The sequence below is a fragment of the Tumebacillus lacus genome (assembly GCF_026410385.1).
Lineage (GTDB): Bacteria > Bacillota > Bacilli > Tumebacillales > Tumebacillaceae > Tumebacillus > Tumebacillus lacus.
The window spans coordinates 379,507-403,645 of record NZ_JAPMLT010000003.1; the positions used below are offsets into that span (position 1 = coordinate 379,507).

At 56.7% G+C, this 24,139-nt stretch carries 23 protein-coding genes and 1 other RNA gene; 3 read left to right on the forward strand and 21 right to left on the reverse strand.

Translation table 11 applies throughout. The features are described 5' to 3' along the window. Positions 1 to 40: 40 nt before the first annotated feature. Positions 41 to 730: a CpsD/CapB family tyrosine-protein kinase gene (locus tag OS242_RS09155; protein WP_267151372.1), complete on the reverse strand. Its 690-nt coding sequence runs from the start codon at positions 728 to 730 to the stop codon at positions 41 to 43. Next, positions 669 to 1,454: a YveK family protein gene (locus OS242_RS09160; RefSeq protein WP_267151373.1), complete on the reverse strand. Its 786-nt coding sequence runs from the start codon at positions 1,452 to 1,454 to the stop codon at positions 669 to 671. The genes OS242_RS09155 and OS242_RS09160 overlap by 62 nt, the downstream gene beginning before the upstream one ends. 340 nt (positions 1,455 to 1,794) lie before the next feature. On the opposite strand from OS242_RS09160, the gene OS242_RS09165 reads away from it, so the two are divergent. Then, complete coding sequence (locus OS242_RS09165) at positions 1,795 to 2,970, forward strand: class I SAM-dependent methyltransferase (protein ID WP_267151374.1); 1,176 nt, start codon at positions 1,795 to 1,797, stop codon at positions 2,968 to 2,970. A 299-nt stretch (positions 2,971 to 3,269) separates the two neighbouring features. On the opposite strand, the gene OS242_RS09170 is transcribed toward OS242_RS09165, so the two are convergent. The 4 genes from OS242_RS09170 to OS242_RS09185 all read right to left on the reverse strand — a co-directional run bounded on the left by OS242_RS09170 (position 3,270) and on the right by OS242_RS09185 (position 5,598). Next, on the reverse strand, positions 3,270 to 3,623 hold the full coding sequence (locus OS242_RS09170) for a group I truncated hemoglobin (protein WP_267151375.1): 354 nt from the start codon (positions 3,621 to 3,623) through the stop codon (positions 3,270 to 3,272). A 118-nt stretch (positions 3,624 to 3,741) separates the two neighbouring features. After that, a complete protein-coding gene (locus OS242_RS09175) occupies positions 3,742 to 4,434 on the reverse strand; it encodes a Crp/Fnr family transcriptional regulator (protein WP_267151376.1) in 693 nt (230 codons plus the stop codon). Further along, a complete protein-coding gene (locus tag OS242_RS09180; RefSeq protein WP_267151377.1) occupies positions 4,431 to 4,919 on the reverse strand; it encodes a GNAT family N-acetyltransferase in 489 nt (162 codons plus the stop codon). Before OS242_RS09180 ends, OS242_RS09175 begins: the two co-directional genes overlap by 4 nt. A gap of 19 nt (positions 4,920 to 4,938) precedes the next feature. Then, on the reverse strand, positions 4,939 to 5,598 hold the full coding sequence (locus OS242_RS09185; protein WP_267151378.1) for a uracil-DNA glycosylase family protein: 660 nt from the start codon (positions 5,596 to 5,598) through the stop codon (positions 4,939 to 4,941). A gap of 92 nt (positions 5,599 to 5,690) precedes the next feature. Here OS242_RS09185 and OS242_RS09190 point away from each other — a divergent pair, with 92 nt between their 5' ends. Beyond that, positions 5,691 to 5,834 (forward strand): hypothetical protein, encoded by a 144-nt coding sequence (locus OS242_RS09190; protein ID WP_267151379.1) that lies wholly within the window; start codon positions 5,691 to 5,693, stop codon positions 5,832 to 5,834. Positions 5,835 to 5,892: 58 nt separating this feature from the next. On the opposite strand, the gene OS242_RS09195 is transcribed toward OS242_RS09190, so the two are convergent. From OS242_RS09195 to secG, 11 genes are all read right to left on the reverse strand, one after another. Continuing rightward, entirely contained in the window at positions 5,893 to 7,296 is a 1,404-nt protein-coding gene (locus tag OS242_RS09195; RefSeq protein ID WP_267151380.1) for an amino acid permease, read from the reverse strand. A 178-nt stretch (positions 7,297 to 7,474) separates the two neighbouring features. Continuing rightward, a complete protein-coding gene (locus OS242_RS09200; protein ID WP_267151381.1) occupies positions 7,475 to 8,695 on the reverse strand; it encodes a winged helix-turn-helix domain-containing protein in 1,221 nt (406 codons plus the stop codon). 270 nt (positions 8,696 to 8,965) lie between these two features. Next, complete coding sequence (locus OS242_RS09205; protein WP_267151382.1) at positions 8,966 to 9,619, reverse strand: retron system putative HNH endonuclease; 654 nt, start codon at positions 9,617 to 9,619, stop codon at positions 8,966 to 8,968. After that, positions 9,616 to 10,821, reverse strand: coding sequence for an AAA family ATPase (locus OS242_RS09210; RefSeq protein WP_267151383.1), 1,206 nt, complete (start codon positions 10,819 to 10,821; stop codon positions 9,616 to 9,618). Before OS242_RS09210 ends, OS242_RS09205 begins: the two co-directional genes overlap by 4 nt. Positions 10,822 to 11,019: 198 nt before the next feature. Then, the gene (locus OS242_RS09215; RefSeq protein ID WP_267151384.1) at positions 11,020 to 13,344 is read right to left on the reverse strand and encodes a bifunctional diguanylate cyclase/phosphodiesterase; all 2,325 of its coding nucleotides are present in this window, start codon (positions 13,342 to 13,344) and stop codon (positions 11,020 to 11,022) included. 174 nt (positions 13,345 to 13,518) lie between these two features. Next, positions 13,519 to 13,882, reverse strand: a transfer-messenger RNA (tmRNA) gene (ssrA, locus tag OS242_RS09220). Between the two features lie 100 nt (positions 13,883 to 13,982). Further along, the gene (gene smpB / locus OS242_RS09225) at positions 13,983 to 14,444 is read right to left on the reverse strand and encodes an SsrA-binding protein SmpB (protein WP_267151385.1); all 462 of its coding nucleotides are present in this window, start codon (positions 14,442 to 14,444) and stop codon (positions 13,983 to 13,985) included. Positions 14,445 to 14,520: 76 nt separating this feature from the next. Continuing rightward, positions 14,521 to 16,911: a ribonuclease R gene (rnr, locus tag OS242_RS09230; protein ID WP_267151386.1), complete on the reverse strand. Its 2,391-nt coding sequence runs from the start codon at positions 16,909 to 16,911 to the stop codon at positions 14,521 to 14,523. A 153-nt stretch (positions 16,912 to 17,064) separates the two neighbouring features. Next, entirely contained in the window at positions 17,065 to 17,859 is a 795-nt protein-coding gene (locus OS242_RS09235) for an alpha/beta hydrolase (protein ID WP_267151387.1), read from the reverse strand. After that, positions 17,856 to 18,560 carry an alpha/beta hydrolase gene (locus tag OS242_RS09240; RefSeq protein WP_267151388.1) on the reverse strand — a complete coding sequence of 235 codons (705 nt, stop codon included), beginning with the start codon at positions 18,558 to 18,560 and terminating at the stop codon, positions 17,856 to 17,858. The genes OS242_RS09235 and OS242_RS09240 overlap by 4 nt, the downstream gene beginning before the upstream one ends. A 73-nt stretch (positions 18,561 to 18,633) precedes the next feature. After that, on the reverse strand, positions 18,634 to 18,870 hold the full coding sequence (gene secG, locus OS242_RS09245; protein WP_267151389.1) for a preprotein translocase subunit SecG: 237 nt from the start codon (positions 18,868 to 18,870) through the stop codon (positions 18,634 to 18,636). Between the two features lie 122 nt (positions 18,871 to 18,992). Between secG and OS242_RS09250 the strand changes: the two genes are divergently transcribed. Further along, entirely contained in the window at positions 18,993 to 19,139 is a 147-nt protein-coding gene (locus tag OS242_RS09250) for a hypothetical protein (protein ID WP_267151390.1), read from the forward strand. 31 nt (positions 19,140 to 19,170) lie between these two features. On the opposite strand, the gene eno is transcribed toward OS242_RS09250, so the two are convergent. From eno to OS242_RS09270, 4 genes are read right to left on the reverse strand one after another with little or no spacing between them, the layout of a single operon-like run. Then, positions 19,171 to 20,457, reverse strand: coding sequence for a phosphopyruvate hydratase (gene eno, locus OS242_RS09255; protein WP_267151391.1), 1,287 nt, complete (start codon positions 20,455 to 20,457; stop codon positions 19,171 to 19,173). A gap of 50 nt (positions 20,458 to 20,507) precedes the next feature. Continuing rightward, on the reverse strand, positions 20,508 to 22,043 hold the full coding sequence (gpmI, locus tag OS242_RS09260; RefSeq protein WP_267151392.1) for a 2,3-bisphosphoglycerate-independent phosphoglycerate mutase: 1,536 nt from the start codon (positions 22,041 to 22,043) through the stop codon (positions 20,508 to 20,510). A 41-nt stretch (positions 22,044 to 22,084) separates the two neighbouring features. After that, positions 22,085 to 22,843 (reverse strand): triose-phosphate isomerase, encoded by a 759-nt coding sequence (gene tpiA, locus OS242_RS09265; protein WP_267151393.1) that lies wholly within the window; start codon positions 22,841 to 22,843, stop codon positions 22,085 to 22,087. 30 nt (positions 22,844 to 22,873) lie between these two features. After that, entirely contained in the window at positions 22,874 to 24,061 is a 1,188-nt protein-coding gene (locus tag OS242_RS09270; protein ID WP_267151394.1) for a phosphoglycerate kinase, read from the reverse strand. Positions 24,062 to 24,139: the final 78 nt, after the last annotated feature.

Here is a 24,139-nt window from a genome sequence, read left to right on the forward strand (position 1 = left end):
GCGGGCGGGTACTGGCAGGTGCTCCGTTTCGGCTGCCTGTTTACTCCCGGTACTCATAGGTGCTCAGATCGAGCTTTTTCCCGTTGAGCACCGCGCCGATGACGTTTGCCCCGACGTGGTTGAGCAAGTGTTTCGCCTTTTTCGCATGTTCCCGCCGCACTTCGCCCGCTCGCAGGACGAGCAGCACGCCGTCGACGAGCCGGGACAGCAGTTGACCGTCGGTGACCGGCAGGATCGGCGGCGAGTCGAGGAGCACGATGTCGTACTCTCCGTGAAATTGCCGGAGCAACTCACCCATCCGCTCCGAGCCGAGCAGTTCGGCCGGATTGGGCGGGAGACCGCCCGCCGTGATCACGTCGAGCCCCGCTTTCGGAAACCGGCGGATGACGGCGCCCGCCTCCTGCGTGCGGATCAAGAGGTCGGTCAGCCCGACTTCGTTGCTGATGGAAAAAAAACGGTGCAGGCTCGGATGCCGCAAGTCTCCGTCGATCAACAACACCCGCTGTCCCTCCTGCGCCATCGCCAGCGCCAAGTTGGCCGCTGTGGTGGTCTTGCCCTCCCCCGCCGCCGAGGAGGTGATCATCAAGGTGCGGAGCTCTCGGTTGACGGTGGAGTAGCGAATGTTGGTGCGCAAGGTGCGGTAGGCTTCGGCAAACGCCGATTTCGGATCATTCAGGTACAACAGGCGGTCGGTCTTCGTCTTGGTCTTGCGGGTGCGTTTTTGTCTCATCGAGGATCACACTCCCTTCGAGCTGGTCTTCGGCCCCGGCTGCGACCGGCATGGATTTGGTTTTGGCGATGACGCCGACCACGGGGAGGCCGAGCCAGTCTTCGATCTCTTCCTCTTCTTTGACGGTGCGGTCGAGCCGCTCGCGCAGGAACGCCAGCCCCGTGCCGAGCAAGATGCCAAAGACGAGTGCCGCGCCGATAATCAATGATTTGTTCGGTGAAACGGGCTTCTGGTCGTCCGCAACGACCGCACGGTCGAGGATGACCACTCGGTCGACTTTCATGATCTTGCCGAGCTGCCCCGCAAACGCATCGGCGATCCCGTTGGCGATGGCGGCCGCCCGCACCGGTCGCTCATCCCGGACGGTGACGGCGGTGAGGAGGGATTCTTCGTCGGCTTTGACTTGGATGCGGTCGAGCAGTGTTTCGGAGGAGTACGGGAGACTCTGGGTGCGGACGACTTCATCGGCGATCTGACGGCTGGTCAGGATCTCGCCGTATGTTTTGGCCAGCCGCTGGCCAAGAAGGACGTCGTTGTAGGCGATCTGCGCGCCGCCGACGGTGTTTTGCGGTTGGACGAGGAGGGTGACGGTGGATTGGTACATGGGGGGCAGGACGAAAAAGCAGAGCAAGGCGGCGATCAACGGGCAGATCACAGCCGGGAGGAGTACCCAACTCCAACGTTGGCGTATGATCCGGGTGAGGTCGTGCAGTTCGAGTTCCATCGTCAGGTTATGCTCCTCTCGTTGTCAGGATGGAAAGGAAGGGGTCGGTTGGGTTGGGCGGGTGTCCCTTTATATGGGACTGTGAAAGTCTTGCAATCGTTCGATATAGAGAACACCTATTTTCAACTGTATGACCCGGTTCTTGTCGATATGCGGGGGATTGTAAAAGTATGGGACGGAGAGGGGTTGATGTTGGGGATGTGTGGTGTTTGAAAAGATGCGGGGGTTTGTGAAGGTCGGGGTTGCTTGGTCTTGATGGCTTGGTCTTTTTGCTTTTGGGGGCTGGTGTCTGCTACTATGGAAGGAGTTTGCAATTTTTTGTGCGGAGGGTGTGTTGGGAATGGATGTGCGAAAGGCGATCTCGACGGTTGTCTCGGAGTTGGATGCGGCCAGTGTGGGCTATGTGCTGATCGGAGATACCGGATTGTTTGTGCAAGGGGTCAAAGGGGTGGAACTGTCCGCTGTCGAGGTGTCGGTGCAGTGGGATCAGTTCGCCGACCTGAAGGCGAAGTTCGCCGGTGAGATTGTGGAGGAGGAGTCGGGGCGCGGAACCGGGCGCTTCACGGTCGTTCTCGACGGAGTGCCGGTTCATGTGGTCTGCTTCTATAATACGGTGGTCGCGACCGACATCCACCGGGTCGCAGTGGAGATGGACGGGCTGACGGTGTATGCGAAGTCTCTCTATTATTTCCGCCGCGTTTTGGAGAAGGATGATCCCCGGCAGGTTCGAGTCACAGTCCGTCTCGCGGAGATTCAGCAGCAGTACAGCGCTCTGAACGCAGCCGCGTGGAGCGAAAATCCTTACGACGCCTGGGTCTCTCGATACGGCACGCCCGATGTGGCGGTGGAACGGATCCGGAAAGACCCGATGGATCGATTGCGCCCTTTAGGGCCGTATCTCGGCGGCGTAGAAGGGAAAAAAGTGGTGAATCTACTCGGCTCCCACGGCAGTAAAGCGGTCGCGATGGCTCTGCTCGGTGCCCGCCATGTGACGGTGGTGGATGTGTCGCCGGAAAACGCACGCTATGCCCGGGAGTTGGCGGCGGCTGGCGGGGTTGAGGTGGAGTATGTGGTGTCTGATGTTTTGGCTGTGGGTGAGGATGTGTTGAGCGGGGATTATGATGTGGCTCTGATGGAACTCGGGATTTTGCATTATTTTGTGGATCTGAAGCCGCTGATGGAGGTTGTGGCGAAGTTCCTGCGGCCGGGTGGGCGGCTGGTGCTGCACGATTTCCATCCGATTTCGACGAAGTTGATTACGTCGAAGGGGAAGAAGCATAAGGTGACGGGGAATTATTTTACTCAAGCCTTGGATATGGATCATGTGGCGTACAGTAAGTTGCTCGAAGGGTTTGAGGCTCCGAAGGTGTATCTGCGGAAATGGACGCTTGGTGAAGTGGTGAGCGCTGTTGCGGAGGCGGGGCTGTTTGTGAGAGTCTTGGATGAAGAGCCGAATACGAAGAAGGATGATGTGGGGCTGCCGAAGACTTATACGTTGGTGGCGGAAAAGATGTAAGCAGGCGTTTTCTGGGTGGTCGGGCGGCGGCGGGGAGGCTTCCGGGTTCCCGTCGTGGGCCCCTCTCCAGCTCTCCCCACCACCACCCCGCGTTCGTCCCGCGTCAGGCGAGTTTCAAGGGAATTTCGGCGATCGCTTGCTTCAGGCGAGTTCATTGGTGTTTGTTGTTCGGTAGTTGTATTTGTGGACGGTTTGATCTTTTAGCTTTTTGTAGGGGATTCCTTGAATGTATGGTCTCGACCCATGTAAGAAAAGACACGGCTGTGGGCCGTGTCTTTTCTTTTGTTTTTTTACTTTATTTATTTGTAGAGGATCGCTTCACGAAGCGTACCGACGGTGGCGAGGACTTCGTTGATGTCTTCGTCCGAGACGTTGAAGTGTGCGAGCGCGCCTGCAAGGTGCGTTGCGACAGCGTCAAAGTGCTCCGGTTGGAGGTTCATGCCTTCGTGAGCTTTTTCCATGGACTTGCCGGTGTAGGCCGGACCGCCGAGGGCGAAGGAGACGAATGCGGTTTGGTGACGCATCTGTTTTTTCATGTCGGTCTCTTTGAAGAAGTGGTTGATGGTGTCATCTGCCAAGACGCGCTTGTAAAATTCTTCCACGACTGCTGCGATGGTTTCGGTGCCGCCAAATTTTTCGTACAGGTTTGCCATTTTGTATTCCTCCCTTAGGGATGATGGGTGTGTTTGGTGTTCCTTATGGCTATATCTTACACGCGTGCGTGCGAGGGGGTTGTGATTTATATCACACGTCTCCTAAAAATGTGCAAGATTAGAGTTGTTTTTCTAGCTGCTCGGGGGACAGGATCATGATGTGATCCTGTGTGATTTCTAAGACGCCCGACTTTTTGAGTTGCGAGATGGTGCGGTTGACGGTTTCGCGGGAGGTGCCGATCATGCTGGCAAGGTCCTGATTGGTCAGCGGCACGCTGAGATGGACGCGGCCGTCGTCTTGGCGCACGCCATGCAGGCGCGACAATCGCACCAAGAGGAGGACGAGTCGACCAAAGGTGTTGTGCATGACCATCTCGGTCAACCGTCCCTGCTGTTCTAAGTATTGACTCTCCATGACGGACATCAGTTTGAGACACAAGGCCGGGTTGGATTCAATCAAGGCTCGGAATCGTGTGGTGGACAAGGCCAGGAGGACTCCGTTTTCCAACATGACGGAGTGCGCCGGGTACACGGCCCGGGATTGGAAAAATCCTGCGTGCGGAAAGAGATCGCCGATCTGGAGGATGTTGACGACCTGCTCACGGCCCTGGTCGTCGTTGCGGAAGATTTTGACCTGCCCGGAGACGATGAAGTAGACGGTGTCGAGCGGGTCGCCTTGGTGAAAGATCTGGGTCTTCTCTTCTAACTCGCGACGAATGATGAGTCCGCCGATTTTTTCGATCTCGTCCGGGTTCAGTTCGCGAAAGAGCGCGATGGTGCGCAACATCTGCGCGGTCTCATGGTGGATCATGCCCCGACCGCCTTTTCCAGTTCGATCTCATCCCGGATCGGGATGCCTTCTCCGCTGACCAGCGGGATCTGAGGTTTGATTTTTCTCGCCGCTTCGACGGCCCGCCGATAGACGGCGACCAGCTCGTAGCCGCGCTTTTGATAAAAGCCAAGGGCTCGGAGGTTGTCGTTGGTGGTGATCAACCATACGCGTGCCGCTCTCCGTGCCGCCGCTTCTCGCTCGACGGCCTGCACCAGAGCCGAACCGATGCCCCGCCCTTCACGAAGGGAGTCGAGGGAGACGATCTCGCAGTGGTCCTCGTGGATCGCATAGGTGATCAGCCCGACGGGCTCGCTCCCCTGATAGGCCGCATAGCCCGGCAGTTGATCACAGTGATGGACCCCTTTGCTGTACACCATCTGCGGGCTGCCCCAGTGTTCGATCAAAAAGTGTCGCAGCCAGTCCCGGTCTTCTGACCGGATCGGCCGGATTTCGATATCGCGCATGCTCCCCGTTCCTCCTTCCCTAGTATCTCTCCCGCACGCGGTGAAATTCTCTTTTTAAGGTGTCCACCTGCTCCGCGTAGGCGGGCTTGCCCCAGTTGTTGTACGACGGGTGCGGGATGTCTTCGATGATCCGCCACTTCGGACTGTGCACGTCTGCGAGGCGAAAGAATTTTTGGGCAAATCGACCGCACGGGACGAGAGTCATCTCCCGGTCTCTCAACTGTCGCAAGCGACTGCGCAGGTTTTCGACGAGGAGGTCCTGCACGGCGTTCCAGTCAGGATGGGGATAGTGATCCCGATCATTTTTGGTGCGAATGCCCTCCAAGATATGGATCAAGGCGTGATGCGCCTGTTCCGCATCTGCGGAGGTGTAGGCTTTGCCCTGCATGGGCAGGGTGCAGACGTTCATCAGGGCGATGGGGCGGTTTGGATCGAGTCCCTTTTTGACGACGAGCCCGAGCGGTTCTTTGCCGTATGTATCTTCGTATAAATGCTTGGTCATCGACGCTCCCGAGGTGCCGGATACCGGCGCGCCGTGTTTGAGTTCGTGGACGTGAGGACTTTCCAAAAGAAAGAGAAATCGGGCTTCGTCGGGGATCAGGTCTTCGACCCGCCCGTGATCAGCCAATTTGTGAAAGTCGTGGCTCCATTGCTTTATCTTATCCAAGATTTCGGTCACGTTTGGACTCCTTGTTCAACTTGTCAAAATTTCTTTCAGTATACCACATCTGTCTGCGTGAGACGCTATGCCAGAAAGCGAGGTGAGCCCCGATGATCGAACGCGACCGTGACAGACCGGAAGAAGATCGCAAAAATGATCGCCGCCGTCGAACGACCCGCAGCGAACTGAACTCCATCAATGAACGCCGCCACGTCGACGACCCGAATCAAGGGCCGAAGCACAAACGCACGTGATGCAAAAAAGGTGAAGCCCCCGCTCGGGAGGCTCCACCTTTTTTAGTTTTGGTTCCTGTTAGCCGTTGCTGCGTTGGTTCAGGGTGCTGTGGCGGCGGCTGTACGCGAAGTACACGACGAGGCCAATCAGCAACCAGATGACGAACGCTTGCCACGTGACGGCCGGGAGCTGCACCATCAGGAAGATGGAGGAGCCGGCCGCCAGCAGCGGGACGAGCGGCACGAACGGGACGCGGAAGGAACGCGGCAGGTCCGGCTGGGTGCGGCGCATGACGATGACGCCGACGGAGATCAAGGTGAACGCAGCCAAGGTGCCGATGTTGGCGAGGTCGGCGAGCTGTTTCAGCGGCACGAAAGCTGCCATGCCAGCCGCGATGAAGCCCACGATCCACGTGCTCTTGGACGGGGTTTGGAAGCGCGGGTGGACTTGGGAAAACAGTTTCGGCAGCAGTCCGTCGCGCGACATCGCAAAGAAGACGCGGGTCTGGCCGTAGAGCATGACGAGCAAGACGGTGGTCAGGCCGAGGATCGCACCCAGCGAGACGAAGCCTGCCACCCAGTTTTGGTTGACAGCTTGCAGGACGAGCGAGATCGGAGCCGGGTCGTCGAGCATTTTGTACGGCAGGATGCCGGTCATGATCGCCGAGACGACGATGTAGAGCACGGTGCAGATCAAGAGCGAAGCGATGATGCCGATCGGCATGTCCCGCTGCGGGTTGCGCACTTCTTCGGCAGCGGTGGCGACCGCGTCAAATCCGATGTAGGCAAAGAAGACGAAGGCCGCCCCGGAGAAGACGCCGCTCCATCCGTACGGCATGAACGGTGTCCAGTTGGCCGGTTCGACGTACCAGACGCCGACGACGATGAAGAGCAGGACAACGCTGACTTTGATCAGGACCATGATGTTGTTGATTTTCGTGGATTCTTTGATGCCCCGTGCCAGCATGGCGGTGATCAGCAGGATGATCAGAGCGGCCGGCAGGTTCATGATCGCGCCTGGCACGTCCGGATTGCCCGGACTGGTGGACAGGACGGCCGGGATGTGAATGCCAAATCCTGATAATAATTTCTGGAAGTAGCCCGACCAGCCGACGGCGACGGTACTGGATGTGAGCAGATACTCCAGCATCAAGTCCCAGCCGATGATCCAAGCGATGATCTCACCGAGCGTTGCGTAGCTGTACGTGTACACGGAACCGGATACCGGCACCGCCGTCGCGAACTCCGCGTAGCAGAGCGCCGCGAAGATGCAGGCGAGCCCCGCGAGGATGAACGAGACGATCAGACCCGGCCCGGAATACTTGGCCGCGGCCACGCCCGTCAGGACGAAGATCCCCGTCCCGATGACACCGCCGATCCCCAGCAGCGTCAGGTCGAACGCGCCCAGTACTTTGGCGAGTTGCTGGCCTTTTTGTTTCTCAGCCAGCATGGCTTGAATGTCCTTGCGACGAAACAAACTCATCAACGTTTTCCCTCCTTGTTCATGCTTCCTTATTATTGAACAGATGAAAAGAATACATCCACTGTACTAGAACAATGGCAGACTTGTCAAAAGACTCTGTAGTCATTTTTAAGTTACTAATAATTTCAAATATTCGGAAGTATCCAGCAATATAAAAAGCGCAGACAGGGTCTTCTGTCTACGCTTTTTTCTGGCGTTTTTTGGGCTGGCCGAGTTGCTTGGTCAGTTGGTCAGCCGCTTTTTTGGTGCGGTCTTTTTCGACGCGGATGCCGTTCGCCCCCAGATGGGCGGCCAGATCCTGCAAGGCGAGCGCCGCGTCTGCATAGGCATCGTCTTCGAGCCAGACGCCGAGCACGGCGAGCTCTCCGGCTTTGCGGTCAAATTTCAGATCGGCCCGCCCGCAGAGACGGCCGTTTGCCAGCAAAGGCAACACGTAATAGCCGTACACGCGCTTGGGCTGCGGCACGTAGATCTCCAGTTTGAAGGCAAAGTCCCACAGCCGCTCGACCCGCTTGCGCTCCCAGATCAGGTTGTCAAACGGTGACAGAAACGTCGGCCTGTGCTCCGGCATGGTGAACGGTCCGGCCAGCAACTTCGGCGTGGTCAGACCTTTTTGCTTCCACCCCTCGACGGCGACCTCGACGACCTCGCCGTCGGCGATCAAATGTTGCAACGCTTCCTTCCACGGTGCCGGCCAGCTCTGACAACGAAAATAGTCGGCCGCGTCTTTCGCTGTGGAAACGCCGAGGACTTCGATTGATTTCTTCATTAAATAGCGAACGGCCGCCTCCGGTCCCGGGTCTTCTGTGTCGAGGTGCGCCGGCAGCACGCGCTCCGGCAGATCATAGATCCGCTCAAACCCTTTGCCGCGCCCGCCGGCGGTGATCACGCCTTGGTCAAACAGGTCTTCGAGCACCCGCTTGGCCGGTTTCCAATCCCACCACGTGCCCCGGTGCCCGCTCGTGTCTTCAAACGCACCGGTGCCGAGCGGCCCCTCTTCTCGGATACGACCGAGGATCTGCGCGTAGAGGTCGGCTAGCTCGTCCCGATTTTCCGTGTTGACGATGCTCCACCCCCGCCCCTTCTCCCGCATCACCTGCATCCGATGCAGAAAATACCGATACTCCTCCATCGGCAGCCACGACGCGGCATGCGCCCAGTATTCGAATCCTTGCCGGTTCTCGTAGAGATCCCGGTACAAGCCCCCGATCTCGAAGGGCCCCATCCGCGAAAACGGCACGATCTCGTGACTGCGCGTGACGACGTTGACCGAGTCGAGTTGGATCACACCGAGATGGCGCAGGACATCGGTGGGGGAGTTGTAGTGTTTGCCGAAGCCTTGGGCGCGTACGGTTAGGGCGCGGGCTTCGGTTGTTGTTAGGGTGTTTTGTATGGGCATTGCTCTCGCCTCCCATTATGTACTGACTTCAAATCCCTACACCACCAAACAATTACCAAGACCGCCGATACTCGGCAGTCTTCTAAAACGATCCAGAAAGTCCTGTCTTCGTTTGCTGACTCAAAGAAATAGTTTAGCAGGAAAGGCATTGTGCGGAATGGATCTAGTCAGACTCCCCATGCTCCCGCTTAGAGAAAAAAGGAAAGTGTGCGATATTTATCACTTCTACTCCCCTCAAAAATCCTATCGTACTTGATGATTTCGATGTTCTTACACCATTTTGCTTCGTAGCACACCTAACACTCCCTGCAGATACGCAGCAAACTCCAACAGTTCCCCCTCTTCGTTTGGAACCTGACACTCTTGAAGAAAGAAATCGATGAGTTCAACAGAAAAGTCATCCATCATAAGAACCCCATCCAACGCTGCTTTTCGCAGTGCATTCATCTTTGCCGTATCCAATCCCAACTGGCGGATCGTTTCAGCCGCCATCGGCCCTTTTACGGGGTCATAGCAGGGTTCCATCTCGCCGTTGAGCGTGTACGTAAAAAATTGCTCGCAATCCTCACGTAGCGGTGACACAAACAAATTCGCGTCATACCATTCGTGTTTGTTGTGTCCGCAATGTTGGAGTCGGTTCTCCCCTTCACACGAGGCTACAATGTTTTGATAGTCGACGGTTTCCTCCGATGTGCAGTTGTGTTGCGGCTTCAAGTGTTCGATGTGGGTATTTCGTCTATGAATGCGAACTCCGCAATAGGAACAGATCTTTCCCTGTTCGGTGATCAGAGAGTCCTTGACCTGATTCTTGAGGGGGTTGAGAAGATCATCATACTTCGCAACCCTCCCTTCATTCCAACTGGGGAAATCCGACTTCCACTGCACGAACTCTACAGGTTCAGGCTGTTTGCGGATGTGTTTCATTTTCCGAATCTCCGCATCTTTCGAATCAAGATGTCTGCTTTGATCAATTCAGGCTCATCGGTGCCAACGCTGTCCACCAGCGTTTCTTTCAGCTCTCGAACTTCCTCCCAGCGTTCGTGGGTGATCGCATCGAACAAGTCCTCGATCTGCTTCTTGACCTCGCGATTGCGCAAGACGCTTCCCAAGACATCTTCCAAGATCCGATTGCTGTCTTTTCCAAACACAGTCGGATGCGGTGTGACGGTGATCCCGGTGTCACTAGATTCCAATTGGAAGATCTTCATATCCTGCACCTCGCCCAGTACTTGCGGTGAGTGGGTGCTGATGATGAATTGTACGTTCGGGAAAGTCGCTCGCAGGCGCGGGATCACTTCTCGCTGCCATTCAGGATGCAGGTGCAATTCGATCTCGTCGATGAGCACCACGCCGTGCCCATGTGATGGATTTTCCAGAGTGGGGTTGATCAAAGCAAGTCGACGTGCCAGATCCCCCACCAGGGCGAGCATGCATTTCTCACCGTCTGAAAGTTGATTCAGTTGCAGGGATTTGCCGCCTTTATCAATCAACAACTGCTGTGGGCGTCTGTTCACGCGAAGGCTCGAGAAGCCCGGTAAAAATGCATAGATCGCTCGACGAACTGCTTCGAGTTGGATATCAAATAAATCAAATTTCCGCTCTCTAATCTTCGCTTCGTTTTCAATATCTTCTCGGTACCTGTACCAATCAAAGAACATCCTGAAATCTGTGCCGCTGGTCAAGGCCCGCTCATACGCATCACTAGAGCCAAATTCATTCACTTCACTCATTTTATCCAGTGATTCCAATACCGTTCGATTTACTGGATAGTAGGCTAAGATGGGAAGACTTTTGTCCTCATAATCCTCTGTATCAAATTCAACGTGCCATATATGGCTGTTAAAAGTGTAGACGCAAGTGTGTTGTTTCCCATCGAGCTCAAAATCCATACTCATTGATAAACCGGGAGCACCATTAAAAATGTCCGAATTTACCACATCCCGAGTTGAGACTTTTTGTTCCAAACAGACCTCTACAAAACTCGATAACAGTACACCCACAGCATCCAAAACACTCGATTTCCCCGCTCCATTCTTCCCTACTAAAACAACGTTTTCTCCATCTAAATCAAGGGTCAGATCCTGAAACCCGCGGAAATTCTGAAGCACAAGTTTATGTATCTTCACAGCAACTTCTCCTTTTGGCAAGATACAATGATTTATTACCAGTATAAACAAAAAAGTGCGAAATGACCGTAAGGAAAAACAAAAACCGTCATCTGACCATCCAATAGAAAAGGACCATGCACCAACTCCTGTGCATGGTCCCACTTCGCAATCACTGTCCTACAGTCATTCCCGCAAGAACTCCTGTAAACGAATTCTCTACACCCCCGCCAACCTCTCCGTAAACTCCTCTGCCCCCATCGGCTTCCCAATCAAATACCCTTGCACTTGATCGCACCCCAGCGCTTGCAGCAGAGTCTTTTGCTCCTCCGTCTCCACGCCTTCTGCGATGACGTGCATATTGAGGTTGTGCCCGAGGTCGATGACCGCTTTTGCGATCGTCATGTCCCCGTCGCTGTGTGCGAGGTCGTTCACAAACGAGCGGTCGACCTTGAGATTGTTCACCGACAGTTTCTGCAGATACGAAAGCGACGAGTACCCGGTCCCAAAATCGTCGATCGAGATCGAGATCCCCATCGCCTTCAATGCTTCCAGCTTGCGGATGACCTCGTCCACGTTTCGCATCATCGTGCTCTCGGTAATCTCCAGTTCCAGCATCTCCGGGTTCATGCCCGTATCCGCCAGAATCGCCTCGATCTGCTCCAGCAGGTCCTCCTGCTCCATCTGCACGGCCGACAGATTCACCGCCATGCGGAACCGGGTATCTTGCCAGGCGTGCCACTGCTTCCCTTGCAGGCAGGCGGTGCGCAGCACCCAGTTGCCGATTTCCAAAATGCTGCCCGACTTCTCCGCGATGGGAATAAACTCCGACGGCGACACATTGCCAAACAGCGGGTGGTGCCAGCGGAGCAACGCCTCCGCCCCGATGATCGAGCCGGTGCGCAGATCTTGGATCGGCTGGTACATCAGCCTCAGCTCGCCCTGCTCGACCGCGTGTTGCAGGTGTTGCTCCAGCAACTGCCGCCGCTGCATGTCTTCGTCCGTCTCCATACCGCGTCGCCCCGCTTCCTTGATGCGGAACATCGCGGTGTCGGCCGCTTTGATCAACGCGTGCGGATCTTGTCCATCGTTCGGATACAGGGAGATCCCGACGCTCGCGGAAACAGGCACACGCATGCCGTTCACTTCAAACGGCTGGCTCAGCCCTCTGTTCAAGCACTGCTGCGCCCGTTCCACATCCCCCAGCGACACGTTCGGCAACAGAACGGTAAATTCATCGCCCCCAAGGCGGGAGATCGTTCCGTACGGGCCGAGAAAAACGGTGAGCCGCTCGCTCAATTGACGCAGCAGTTGATCGCCGCAGTCATGCCCATGCCGGTCATTGATCTCTTTAAAATTGTCCAAGTCAACAAACAGCACCGCCACTTTCCCGTCTTTGCGCTTGGCTTCGTCCAGAGCACGCTGCAGCTGCTCCGCGAACAAACGACGGTTGGGCAATTCGGTCAGCGGGTCGAGGTTAGCCTGCCGCTTGATCGTCTCCTCCGAGTGCTCCACCGATTCCAGCAACAGATTGAACGCCCGTTGCAGATCGGTGATCTCGTCCGTCCCTTGCACCGGGACCCTCGACCCGGATGTACGAGTCGCGGTGATCTCGGCCACAGCCCGCCGCAGAGAGACGATGCGCTGCAAGATCACCTGGTAGATAAACATGCTAAACGCGCTTGCCGAAAGCACCGCAATGACCACCAACATCCAGAAGATCGAACTAAGAGTCCGCTCCCCTTGGTTGTAGATCTCCCGGTGCTTGTCCACCTCGACTACCAGCAACGGATCGCCGTACAAGTCGGTCAACAACGCCTGCTCCCGGATCAGATCCCGCTCCGTCCGTTCGATGTGACGCGTGTTTTGCGTGTTCAAAGCCGGGAACTGCTCCGCCACATACGGCATGACCGATAAATTGGTGCGCGTCTTCTCCGCGATCTTGGCCACCTTCTCCGGCGTCAGCAGTCGTCCAAACACAATCGTACCGCCGATCATACCGGACCGGTCGCTGTTGGTGATCGGCTGCGAGACGATCATCATCACGCCGCTTCCGGTTTTCAGAAATCCTTGTTTCTGACTCCTCGCATGGGTATGTGTGAGCAGACCTACGTCCGGGTCCACGATCTGAGCGAGCAGATCTTCCGGGACCGGCACTTGGCGGTCTTCCGCCCCTTCATAATACCGCCCGTAAAGCAACTGACGGTTCTCGTCAAACATCGTCATGACTTGCAGTTCATTTTGAACGAAGAAATAATTCACATAATTGCTCGTCAGATAAGGGTCTTCCTCCACATTCCCCGTGAAGTGCTGTACAAACGAGAGCGTGTCATCCCAGGCAGAATAATTCGACAAGTTTACTTGCATCATCGCAAATTGGTTCTTGACCGCCAGCAACGCACGATCCGTATTTTCTCGAATGTCTTTCGCTTCCAGTGCCTTGTAATGATTCAGTACGACACCCTGTGAAAATAAATAGACGAAGAGCAACGCCACAGATAAGACCAAAACCACCATACCGAAAATTTTGCGTCGTATCTTCATTGGCTCCCCCCCAAAAATCCCCCGATTCTTGACTCCCATTATAGCAGGAGTTCACAGAAAAGATACCCTTAAATTTACAAGGAAATAAATGTCCACTCACTTAATAAGAAAGTCAGGAAGGGATATAAAAAAAGACTTACTCTTCGCGGAGAAGAGTAAGTCTTTTTCCAGTTTTGGTGGAGGCGAGGGGAATCGAACCCCTGTCCGAAGACCTCGCTACATGAGCATCTACGAGTGTAGTCGTCTCTTTTGGGGTTTCGCCATCGGGTCGCGGAGCGACACGCTGCCCTCAGGCTAGATCTCTACAGTTTCATCGGCGGCACGAGATCAAGACCGACGACTATCCCGCTAGAGTGACGTTCTAAGGGCTACACGGGCGATAGCACAGAGAACGGATTCGCAACTATTAAGCTGCGAACGCGAGTTGGTTGTTTTGCTTGTTAGCGTTTATAGCTTTCCGCGTTTTTACGTGGCCACGCAGCCCCACGACTCGCCACATCATGCCCGAACAATCCCCGTCGAATCCAGAAACGCCCCCATGTTTAGAAAGGGTGCAAGGGTGTTCTCGCACTGTGTTACATAACAAGTATACCATAAAACGTTCCGAAGAACGCAGGTAACTCTTAACACCACTGGGTTTAATACTTCTGCCGTTCGCGCAGGGCGCGTTGGATCTCGCGCTGTGCGTCTTTTTTGGCGAGGTCTTGGCGTTTGTCGTAGTTCTTTTTGCCTTTCGCCAGACCGATCAGCACTTTGCAGTAGCCGTTCTTGATGTACATCTTCAAGGGGACGAGCGCATAGCCCTTCTCCTTGACGTGACCCATCAGTTTCATGATCTGCACCTTGTGCAGCAGCAGTTTGCGCGTGCGCACCGGGTCGACGTTGTGACGGTTGCCTTGTTCATAGGGAGAGATGTGCATGTTCCACAGGAACGCCTCTCCGTTGATGATGCGGGCAAAGCTGTCTTTGAGGTTGGCGCGACCTTGGCGGATCGATTTGATCTCGGTCCCGGTCAGGACGATGCCGGCCTCCACCGTCTCTTCAATAAAGTAATCATGCGACGCTTTTTTATTTTGAGCCAGTACTTTTGGTTCCGACATGTCTCCACCTCCTCGTTCCAGCTATTTTACCACTGTGCGTTCTAGATATCAAGGGGGAAAAAGCCCCCGACCGAAGTCAGAAGGCTTTTTTCTTTTTGTTCTTCGAAGGCTTGCCGATCACCTGTTTCAGCTCGGACAGTTCTTTCGGGGTCCGACCTTTTTTGTTCGGCTTCGGCTTGGACTTGTTGCGGTCTTTGTTCGGGCGACCTTGTCCCGCGCCGTTCTCACCGCGCTTTTTGCCGACCATCTGGCGCTTTTCTTTAAATCCGCCCCCACCGCCGCCGCGCGGAGCCGGACGGGCCGGACGCTCACCGGTGTCGTTGGCGTTCATCAGCAGTTGGAAGTCGATGGTGCGGTCCAGTTTGTTCGCGCCCATCACTTTGACGCGAACTTTGTCGCCGATGCGGTAGATCTTGCCGGTGCGCTCCCCGATCAGGCAGTATTGCTTCTCGTTGAAGTTGTAGTAGTCATCGTCCATGTAGGAGAGATGAATCATGCCTTCAATCGAGTTGTCCAGTTCGATGAACATGCCAAACGACGTGACGCCGCTGACGATGCCGTCGAAGATCTCGCCGACTTTGTCCAGCATGTACTCGACTTTTTTCACATCGTCCGTCTCGCGCTCCGCTTCCACGGCGACGCGTTCGCGCTCCGAGGTGTGGCGGGCGACTTCCGGCATGATCGCGGCGAGGCGCTCTTTGCGCTCTTCCGGCAGACGGTTCTTCGCCTCGATCGTCTCGCGGATGATCCGGTGGATCTGCAGGTCCGGATAGCGGCGGATCGGCGAGGTGAAGTGAGAGTAATACTCAGCCGCCAGACCGAAGTGCCCTTCCGGCGACGGTGCATAGCGAGCCTGTTTCAACGAGCGCAGCATGACGGTGTTGACGATGCGCTCTTCCTGGGAGCCCTTGACCTTCTCCAGCAGTTCCTGCAGCGCGCGCGGATGGATCTTGCCTTCGCCGCCCGCCCCTTTCAGGTGGTAGCCGAAGTTGTGGATGAACTCGTTGAACTGCTGGATGCGGTCGCCCGCCGGCTCTTCGTGGATGCGGTAGAGGAACGGGATGTCCAGCCAGTGGAAATGTTCCGAGACGCATTCGTTGGCCGCCAGCATAAACTCCTCGATGATCATCTCGGCGATGGTCCGCTCGCGCTTGACGATGTTGGCGACTTTGCCCTCCTCATCGACGAGGATCTTCGTCTCTTGGAAATCAAAGTCGATTGCGCCACGATCAAAGCGGCGTTGACGCAGTTTCATCGCCAGCTCTTCCATGTCGCGGAACATCGGCACAAGGTCTTTGTACCGCTCGATCAGTTCCTGGTCGTTGTCGGCGAGGATCTTGCGGACGTTGGTGTAGGTCATGCGCTCGTTGGTCTTGATCACCGACGTGTAGACGTCATGGCGCACCAGTTCCATCGTCGCCGGATTGAACTCCATCTCGCAGGACAAGGTCAGGCGGTCGACCTGCGGGTTCAACGAGCAGATCCCGTTGGAGAGGCGATGCGGGATCATCGGGATCACGCGGTCGACGAGATAGACCGACGTGCCGCGCTCATACGCTTCTTTATCCAGCGGCGAGCCTTCGCGGACGTAATAGGAAACGTCGGCGATATGAACGCCGAGCAGCATGTTGCCGTTTTCCAGGCGCATCACGTTGACCGCGTCGTCGAGGTCTTTGGCGTCCTCGCCGTCGATGGTGACCATCATCCAGTCGCGCAGGTCACGACGTCCGACCAGATCGCGCTCGGTGATCAGGTCCGGCACGTCGTTGGCCGCTTCCAGCACCTCTTCCGGAAACGCTTCCGGCAGGTTGTACTTGCGGATGACCGAGAGGATGTCGACGCCCGGGTCGTCCGCAAAGCCGAGCACTTCCAGCACGCGGCCTTGCGCGTTGCGCCAGCCTTCCGGGTAGGAGACGATCTCGACGACCACCTTCTGCCCTTCTTTCGCGCCGTTAAAGTCTTCTTCGGGAACAAAGATGTCCTGCCCCAGACGCTTGTCGTCCGGCGTGATGAACGCATAGCGTTTCGCTACCGTCAGCACGGTGCCGACCACCGTTTTGGTCGAGCGTTCGAGGATGCGGATGATCTCGCCCTCGATGCGCGGACCGTTGCCTTTTTTGCTGATCCGGGCGATGACGCGGTCGCCGTGCATCGCGCCGTTCATGTCGCCTGCCGCGACAAACAGGTCTTTTTCCCATTTGGTCGCATCTTCCGGGATGACAAAGCCAAAGCCTTTTGCTTTGCCCTGCAGTTTGCCGACCATCAGGTTCATCTTTTCCGGGACGCCGTACGCGTCGGTGCGGGTGCGCACCACTTTGCCCGTCTGTTCCATCTGTTCAAGCATCGCCTGCAGCCCGCCCACCGCGTCGGCATCGGCCAGTTCGAAGTGTGATTCGAGCTCCGCGAGGGTCATCGGCTTGTATTCCAGTTCTTGCATCAGGTCTAAGAGTATCTCTTCAGTCAACAAAAAGAGTGCCCCCCTTCATCATTCCGTTATGTATCTTCATAAATCGGGTATTCGCCAGAAATGCCATTCTACCGCTAGTATGAACCGATCACCCAAACGCTAAACAAAAAGGGGGCAATCATTGAACTGACCTGCCCCCTTCTTACCAGTATATCATTTCCCGTCCTGCAGAAAGGATAAAATTTCCGCAAACACGTGCTCTTTTTCCACATCGACAGACAAAATGTGCCCGGACTTCGGATAGTGACGCAACACTTTCCTCTCCGACGCCAGACGGCGGTAGATGCCCCAACCGTTGATCGGCGGCACCGTCTCGTCGCGACCGGACTGCATGATCAGAGCCGGTGCCACGACGCGTCTCAGGTCTTTGCGCACGATCTTGAGAAATTTGAAAAGTGATGCGGTCGCCCGCAACGGCATCCGATCATAGCCGATCAGATAGCGTTGAATAAACTCCGGACGGATCAAGGTCTTGCGTTTGAACCGTTTAAAATAAGAAATCACCATCGCCAAGTTGGCGACCAAATTGCTGGAATAGATCGGCGCACACATCGGAATCACGCCGTCCACCTTGTGACGGGCTGCCAGATGCAGCGCGATGGCGCCGCCCATCGACAGTCCGCCGACGTACAACTGTTCACAGCGCGGGCGCAGTTTTTCGTACGCCTCAATCGCAGAATTGACCCAATCCACCCAGTTCGTGCGCTCCATGTCCTCAGGCGTCGTGCCGTGGCCTGCGAGCAACGGAGCATACACCGTATACCCTTGTTGGTTCAAAAATCTCGACATCGGCTCAAACTCGTAAGGCGTCGATGTGAAACCATGAATCAACAAGATGCCAATGCTGCCGCCTTCCATGTAGATCGGGTCCGGACTCGGCTCCCGCTCCAGCGGCGACAGCAACACCATAGGCTCTGCAGCTGTCTCCAGCATCATCTCTGCATTCATACCCCATCTTCACGCTCCAAGATAAAATCCGCGACCAGACGGCACACTTGGTCCGCCTCGCAGTCGTGGCAGATCATATGGCGAGATTCCGGAAAAAAGTGAATCTGTTTTTGTTCTGACCTGACACTCTCATAGATATAGGTGGCGCTTCGTGCCTCCACCAGATCGTCCTGCTCGCCTTGCAGGATCAGCAACGGCACCTCGACGGCGCCCAGTTGCATTTTCACCATCTGCACCAGCCGCTTGAAATGTGCCAACGAGCGCAGCGGCGTGGCCCGCACCTTCATCAGGTAGCGGGAGACATCCTCCTGCCGGTTGCCCGTCCGCATCGACTGTTGAATCGCCTCGGCAATCGTTTTGAACAATTGCTTGGGATTGATCGTGTAGATCGGCGCGGACAGCATCGTCAGCGATTTGATGCGGCCGGGATATTTGGCTGCCAGAAAGGCTGCGATCAGGCCGCCCATCGAAAAGCCGACCAGATGCACCTGCTCATGATGGTGCAGGAGTCCGGTCAGCACCTCTTCGACGCCTTGGATCCAGTGCCGCCACGTAACGCGCATCATCTCATGGCGTTCCCCGCCGTGGCCTGGCAACAAGGGAGCGACCACTTCACAACCTTCGCTTTCCAACCGTTTCACAAGCGGTTCCACTTCATAAGGCGTCCCTGTAAAGCCATGTATCAACAGACAAACAGCCACCTATCCGCTACCCCCTATGAAAAAAGCACCGCCCTAAAGAAAAAAGAGCGGCACTTTGGTTGTCGTGTCAATATTAAGCGTTGGCAATCATCCATGCAACCCAGAGGGTGATGGCGATGAAACCAAATGCCAAACCGGCTGTGACCTTGGCCAGAACAGCATCAAAACCGCGTGCCTTGCGACCCATGATCTGCTCGGCACCGCCGGTGATCGCGCCGGAGAGACCTGCGCTCTTCCCGGATTGGAGAAGCACGACGAGGATCAGACCGATCGAGAAAATCATCAGCAGAATCTTTGCAAACGTTAACAACTTCCATTCACCTCCGTGCGTAACACACCTACTTACACCCCTATATTCTAACACAGCACTACGGTGGTGACAAGAAAAGGGGAATTTCCAGAAAAGCCGACCTCCGCGGGGAGGTCGGCTCGGTGGTGAAATCCGGCAAGACGATCAAGAGCAACTCGGGCTGCCGGGATGAGATCGAATGCCAGAACGAATCACCACCCGGCAAGACGATGAAGACGAAATCGAACTGCCGGGATGATATCGAATGTGGGAACGATTCCCGACCGTGAAGTCGGTACGCGTATCCTCGATCTGTCTGGTTTACTTCTTGATGTTGTAGAACGCTGCACGGCCGCCGAATTTGGCGGTGTAGTCGAGGTTGTTCTCGATGCGCAGAAGTTGGTTGTACTTCGCCACGCGGTCGGTGCGGGACGGAGCGCCGGTTTTGATCTGGCCGGCGTTGGTCGCCACCGCGATGTCGGCGATGGTCACGTCTTCGGTCTCGCCCGAACGGTGCGAGATGACAGCGGTGTAACCGGCGCGCTTCGCCATCTCAATCGCGTCAAACGTCTCGGTCAAGGTGCCGATCTGGTTGACTTTGATCAGGATCGAGTTGCCGACGCCTTTTTCGATGCCGTCAGCCAGACGGGTGGTGTTGGTGACAAACAGGTCGTCGCCGACGAGCTGCACTTTTTCGCCGAGGCGCTCGGTGAGCTTTTTCCAGCCATCCCAGTCGTCTTCTGCGAGGCCGTCTTCGATGGAGATGATCGGGTATTTGTTGCACAGCTCTTCATACATGTCGATCATTTCATCGGAGGTTTTGGTCACGCCTTCGCCTTCGAGGTGGTATTTGCCGTCTTTGAACATCTCGGTGGATGCCACGTCCAGCGCCAGCATGATCTGCTCGCCCGCTTTGTAGCCCGCTTTTTCAATCGCGGTCATGATCAGGGAGAGCGCTTCTTCGTTCGATTTCAGGTCCGGAGCAAAGCCGCCTTCGTCGCCGACAGCGGTGTTCAGTCCTTGTTCTTTGAGAACGTTCTTCAGGGAGTGGAACACCTCGGAGCCCATGCGCAGCGCTTCACGGAACGACTCCGCACCGACCGGCATGACCATGAATTCTTGGAAATCGACGGTGTTGTCCGCGTGCTCGCCGCCGTTGAGGATGTTCATCATCGGCACCGGCAGCGTCTTCGCGTTGAAGCCGCCGAGGTAGGTGTACAAAGGCAGGCCCAGCGATTCAGCCGCCGCATGCGCGACCGCCATCGAGATGCCGAGGATCGCGTTTGCGCCGTATTTGCCTTTGTTTTCCGTGCCGTCGAGCGAGATCAGGTAGTTGTCGATGCCGACTTGGTCGAGCACGTCCATGCCGATGATCTCCGGCCCGAGCACTTCGTTCACGTGCTCGACCGCTTTCATGACGCCTTTGCCGAGGTAGCGGGACTTGTCGCCGTCGCGCAGTTCGACCGCTTCGTACGCGCCGGTGGATGCGCCGGACGGAACCATCGCGCGGCCGATCTCACCGGACTCCAGTTCCACTTCCACTTCCACGGTCGGGTTGCCGCGGGAATCGAGGACTTCATGGGCACGAACATCAAAGATAATGCTCACAGAAAACACTCCTTTTGTGTATGTACATTCCTGACTTGCAGGATCTCAACTTACAGGATCAAAGTCTGGCCGGTCATCTCCACCGGTTGCGGCAGTTCGAGCAAGGTCAGCACAGACGGCGCGAGATCGGCGAGGATGCCGCCTTCGCGAAGAGTCGCGCCTTCCTTGGTGACGATCAGCGGCACCGGGTTGGTGGTGTGCGTCGTGCAAGGCTCGCCTTTTTCGGTAATCATGATGTCGGCGTTGCCGTGGTCGGCGGTGATCAGGCAGGCGCCGCCCATCGAAAGAATTTTGTCCACGACTTTTCCCAAACATTCATCGACGACCTCGATCGCCTTCACCGCCGCTTCCAGCGAGCCGGTGTGACCGACCATGTCCGGATTGGCAAAGTTCAGGGCGATAAAGTCGACGTCGCCTTTGTCGAGGCGCTTCAGCAGCGCGTCGGTGACTTCATACGCGCTCATCTCCGGCTGCAGGTCGTAGGTGGCGACCTTCGGCGACGGGATGAGGATGCGCTCCTCGCCTTCGAACTGCTCCTCGCGACCGCCGGAGAAGAACGACGTCACGTGCGGAAACTTTTCCGTCTCCGCGATGCGGATCTGGACTTTTTTGTTCTGGGTGAGCACTTCGCCGAGCGTGTTGTCGAGATTGGTCGGTTTGTACGCGACGTAGCCGCCGACCGTCTCGGAGAAGCGGGTCAGCGTGACGTAGTGCAGATCTTTCGGGAACAGCGGCCCGCGGTCAAAACCGCGGAAGTCCGAGTTGGTAAACACCTGAGAGATCTGCACGGCACGGTCCGGACGGAAGTTGAACACGATGATCGAGTCGTTGTCGCGGATCTGCCCGACCGGCGTGCCGTCTTCGCGGACGATGACGGTCGGCATGACAAATTCGTCGGTGACCGAACGACGGTAGGACTCTTCGAGCGCTTCCAGCGGGTCGGTGTACTGCGGACCGTCGCCGTAGACCATCGCCCGGTACGCTTTCTCCGTACGCTCCCAACGCTTGTCGCGGTCCATCGCATAGTAACGGCCTTGAACGGTCGCGATCTCGCCGACACCGTTGTCCGCCATCTTCTTTTGCAGGTCGGCGATGTACTGGCGAGCGGAGCCAGGGATGACGTCGCGCCCGTCGAGGAAGGCGTGGACGAACACTTTGGTCAGGCCGTGCTTTTTGACGAGGTCGAGCAACGCCATCAGGTGGTTGATGTGACTGTGCACGCCGCCGTCCGAGACGAGGCCGTACAGGTGCAGGGCGGTGCCTTTTTCCTTCGCGTGTTGGATCGCGTCGAGGAACACCTGATTTTCAAAGAACTCGCCTTCGCGAATCGACTTGGAGACGCGGGTCAGGTCTTGGTAGACGACCCGGCCGGCCCCGATGTTCAGGTGGCCGACTTCGGAGTTGCCCATCTGACCTGGCGGCAGACCGACCGCTTCGCCGGACGCTTCGAGCTGCGTGTGCGGGAACTGGTTCCAGTAGCGGTCGTAGTTCGGCTTTTTCGCCAGAGCCACGGCGTTGCCGTTGGTCTCGTCGCGCAGGCCGAACCCGTCCAAGATGATCAGGGCGACAGGTTTTGGTGCTGCCATGCGGGTTCTCCCCTTTTCTTATAAGAAGGTACTGTCTGAAGTTACTTCCGTGCGCCTTGGAGCAGTTTCGCGAACGAGCCCGGATCGAGGCTCGCCCCGCCGACCAGCGCGCCGTCGATGTCCGGCTGTGCCATCAGCTCTTCGATGTTCTCCGGTTTGACCGAGCCGCCGTACTGGATGCGGACCCCGTCCGCCTTTTCCTTGCCGTACATCTCGCCCACGACGGAGCGGATGTGGGCGCAGACTTCGTTCGCATCCTGCGCGGTCGCCGTTTTGCCGGTGCCGATCGCCCAGATCGGTTCGTAGGCGATGACGAGGCGGGTCACGTCGTCTGCGGTGACGCCTGACAAGGCCGCCCGCACCTGCTCTTCGACCAGTTGCTTGGTCGTGCCTTGCTCGCGCTGGCTCAGGTCTTCGCCGACGCAGATGATCGGCAGCAGGCCGTGCTTGAACGCCGCGTGCACCTTTTGGTTGACCGACTCATCCGTTTCGCCGAAGTACTGGCGGCGCTCCGAGTGGCCGATGATCACGTAGTGCGCCCCGACGTCTTGGAGCATCAGAGCGGACACTTCACCGGTGTACGCGCCTTCTTCCGCTTGGTGCAGGTTTTGCGCAGCCAGTTTGATCGAGGAGCCTTCCAGTTGGCTCTTCAGCGCGTAAAGGCTCGGGAACGGCGCGCAGATCACAGCGTCCACGCCCTCCAGATCGTCGACGAGACCTTGCAGGTGTTCGACGAAGGAGAGCGATTGCGAAACGGTTTTGTACATTTTCCAGTTCCCAGCGAGGATCGGTTTGCGCACGGGGGTCAACTCCTTTTTGTTTCCTATAAATTATTTATCGTTCAGCGCCACCACGCCCGGCAACGCTTTGCCTTCGAGGAATTCCAGAGAGGCGCCGCCGCCGGTGGAGATGTGGGTCATCTGATCAGCCAGACCCGATTTCTCTACCGCCGCCACCGAGTCGCCGCCGCCGACAATCGTCGTGCCGGTGCATTTCGCGACCGATTCGGCCACCGCGTTGGTGCCTTTTGCGAACGCCTCCATCTCGAACACGCCCATCGGGCCGTTCCAGATCACCGTGTTCGAACGCTTGACGACGAGGTCGAACGTCTTCATCGACTTCGGACCGATGTCCAGCGCCATCCAGCCGTCCGGCACACCTTCGAGTTCCGCGTCGACGATCTTGTGTTCCGCGTCCGCTTTAAACTCGGATGCGACGACGAGGTCTTCCGGCAGGAACACCATCACGCCTTTGCTCTCCGCTTTGGCGAGCAGAGCGGATGCGAGGTCGAGTTTGTCCGCTTCGACGAGCGAGTTGCCGAGCTTGTAGCCCATCGCTTTGAGGAAGGTGTTCGCCATGCCGCCGCCGATGATCAGTTGATCGACCTTTTCCAGCAGGTTGTCAAGCACGGTGATCTTGTCCGAAACTTTGGCGCCGCCGATGATCGCGGTGAACGGGCGGTCCGGGTCTTCCAGTGCGCGGCCCATCACTTCGATCTCTTTTTCCATCAAAAATCCGGCGACGGCCGGTATGTAAGCAGCGATGCCGGCGGTCGATGCGTGTGCACGGTGCGCCGTGCCGAACGCGTCGTTGACGAAGAGGTCTGCCAGAGACGCAAACGCTTTTGCCAGCTCCGGGTCGTTTTTCTCCTCGCCTTTGTGGAAGCGCACGTTTTCCAGCAGCAGCACGTCGCCGTCCTGCAACAGGCTCACTTGTTCTTCCACAGCCGGCCCGATGGAATCGGTCGCCTTTTCCACCGGCTTGCCCAGCAGTTCGGACAGGCGTTGGGCCACCGGTCCGAGCGTGTACTTCGCGTTGACTTCGCCCTTCGGACGTCCGAGGTGAGACGCGAGGATCACGCGCGCTCCCTGCTCGACAAGGAAACGGATCGTCGGCAGAGCTGCCACGATGCGGGTGTCGTCGGTGATGCGCTCGCCGTCGAGCGGCACGTTAAAATCGCAGCGCACAAATACTTTTTTGCCGCGCACGTCGATGTCTTTTACCGTTTTTTTGTTCATCTGTCGTACCTCCGATTGTTCCGATCATAGGAAAGGAGGAGGCATGTTGCCTGCGCACACCCTCCTCACCTTGCAGTA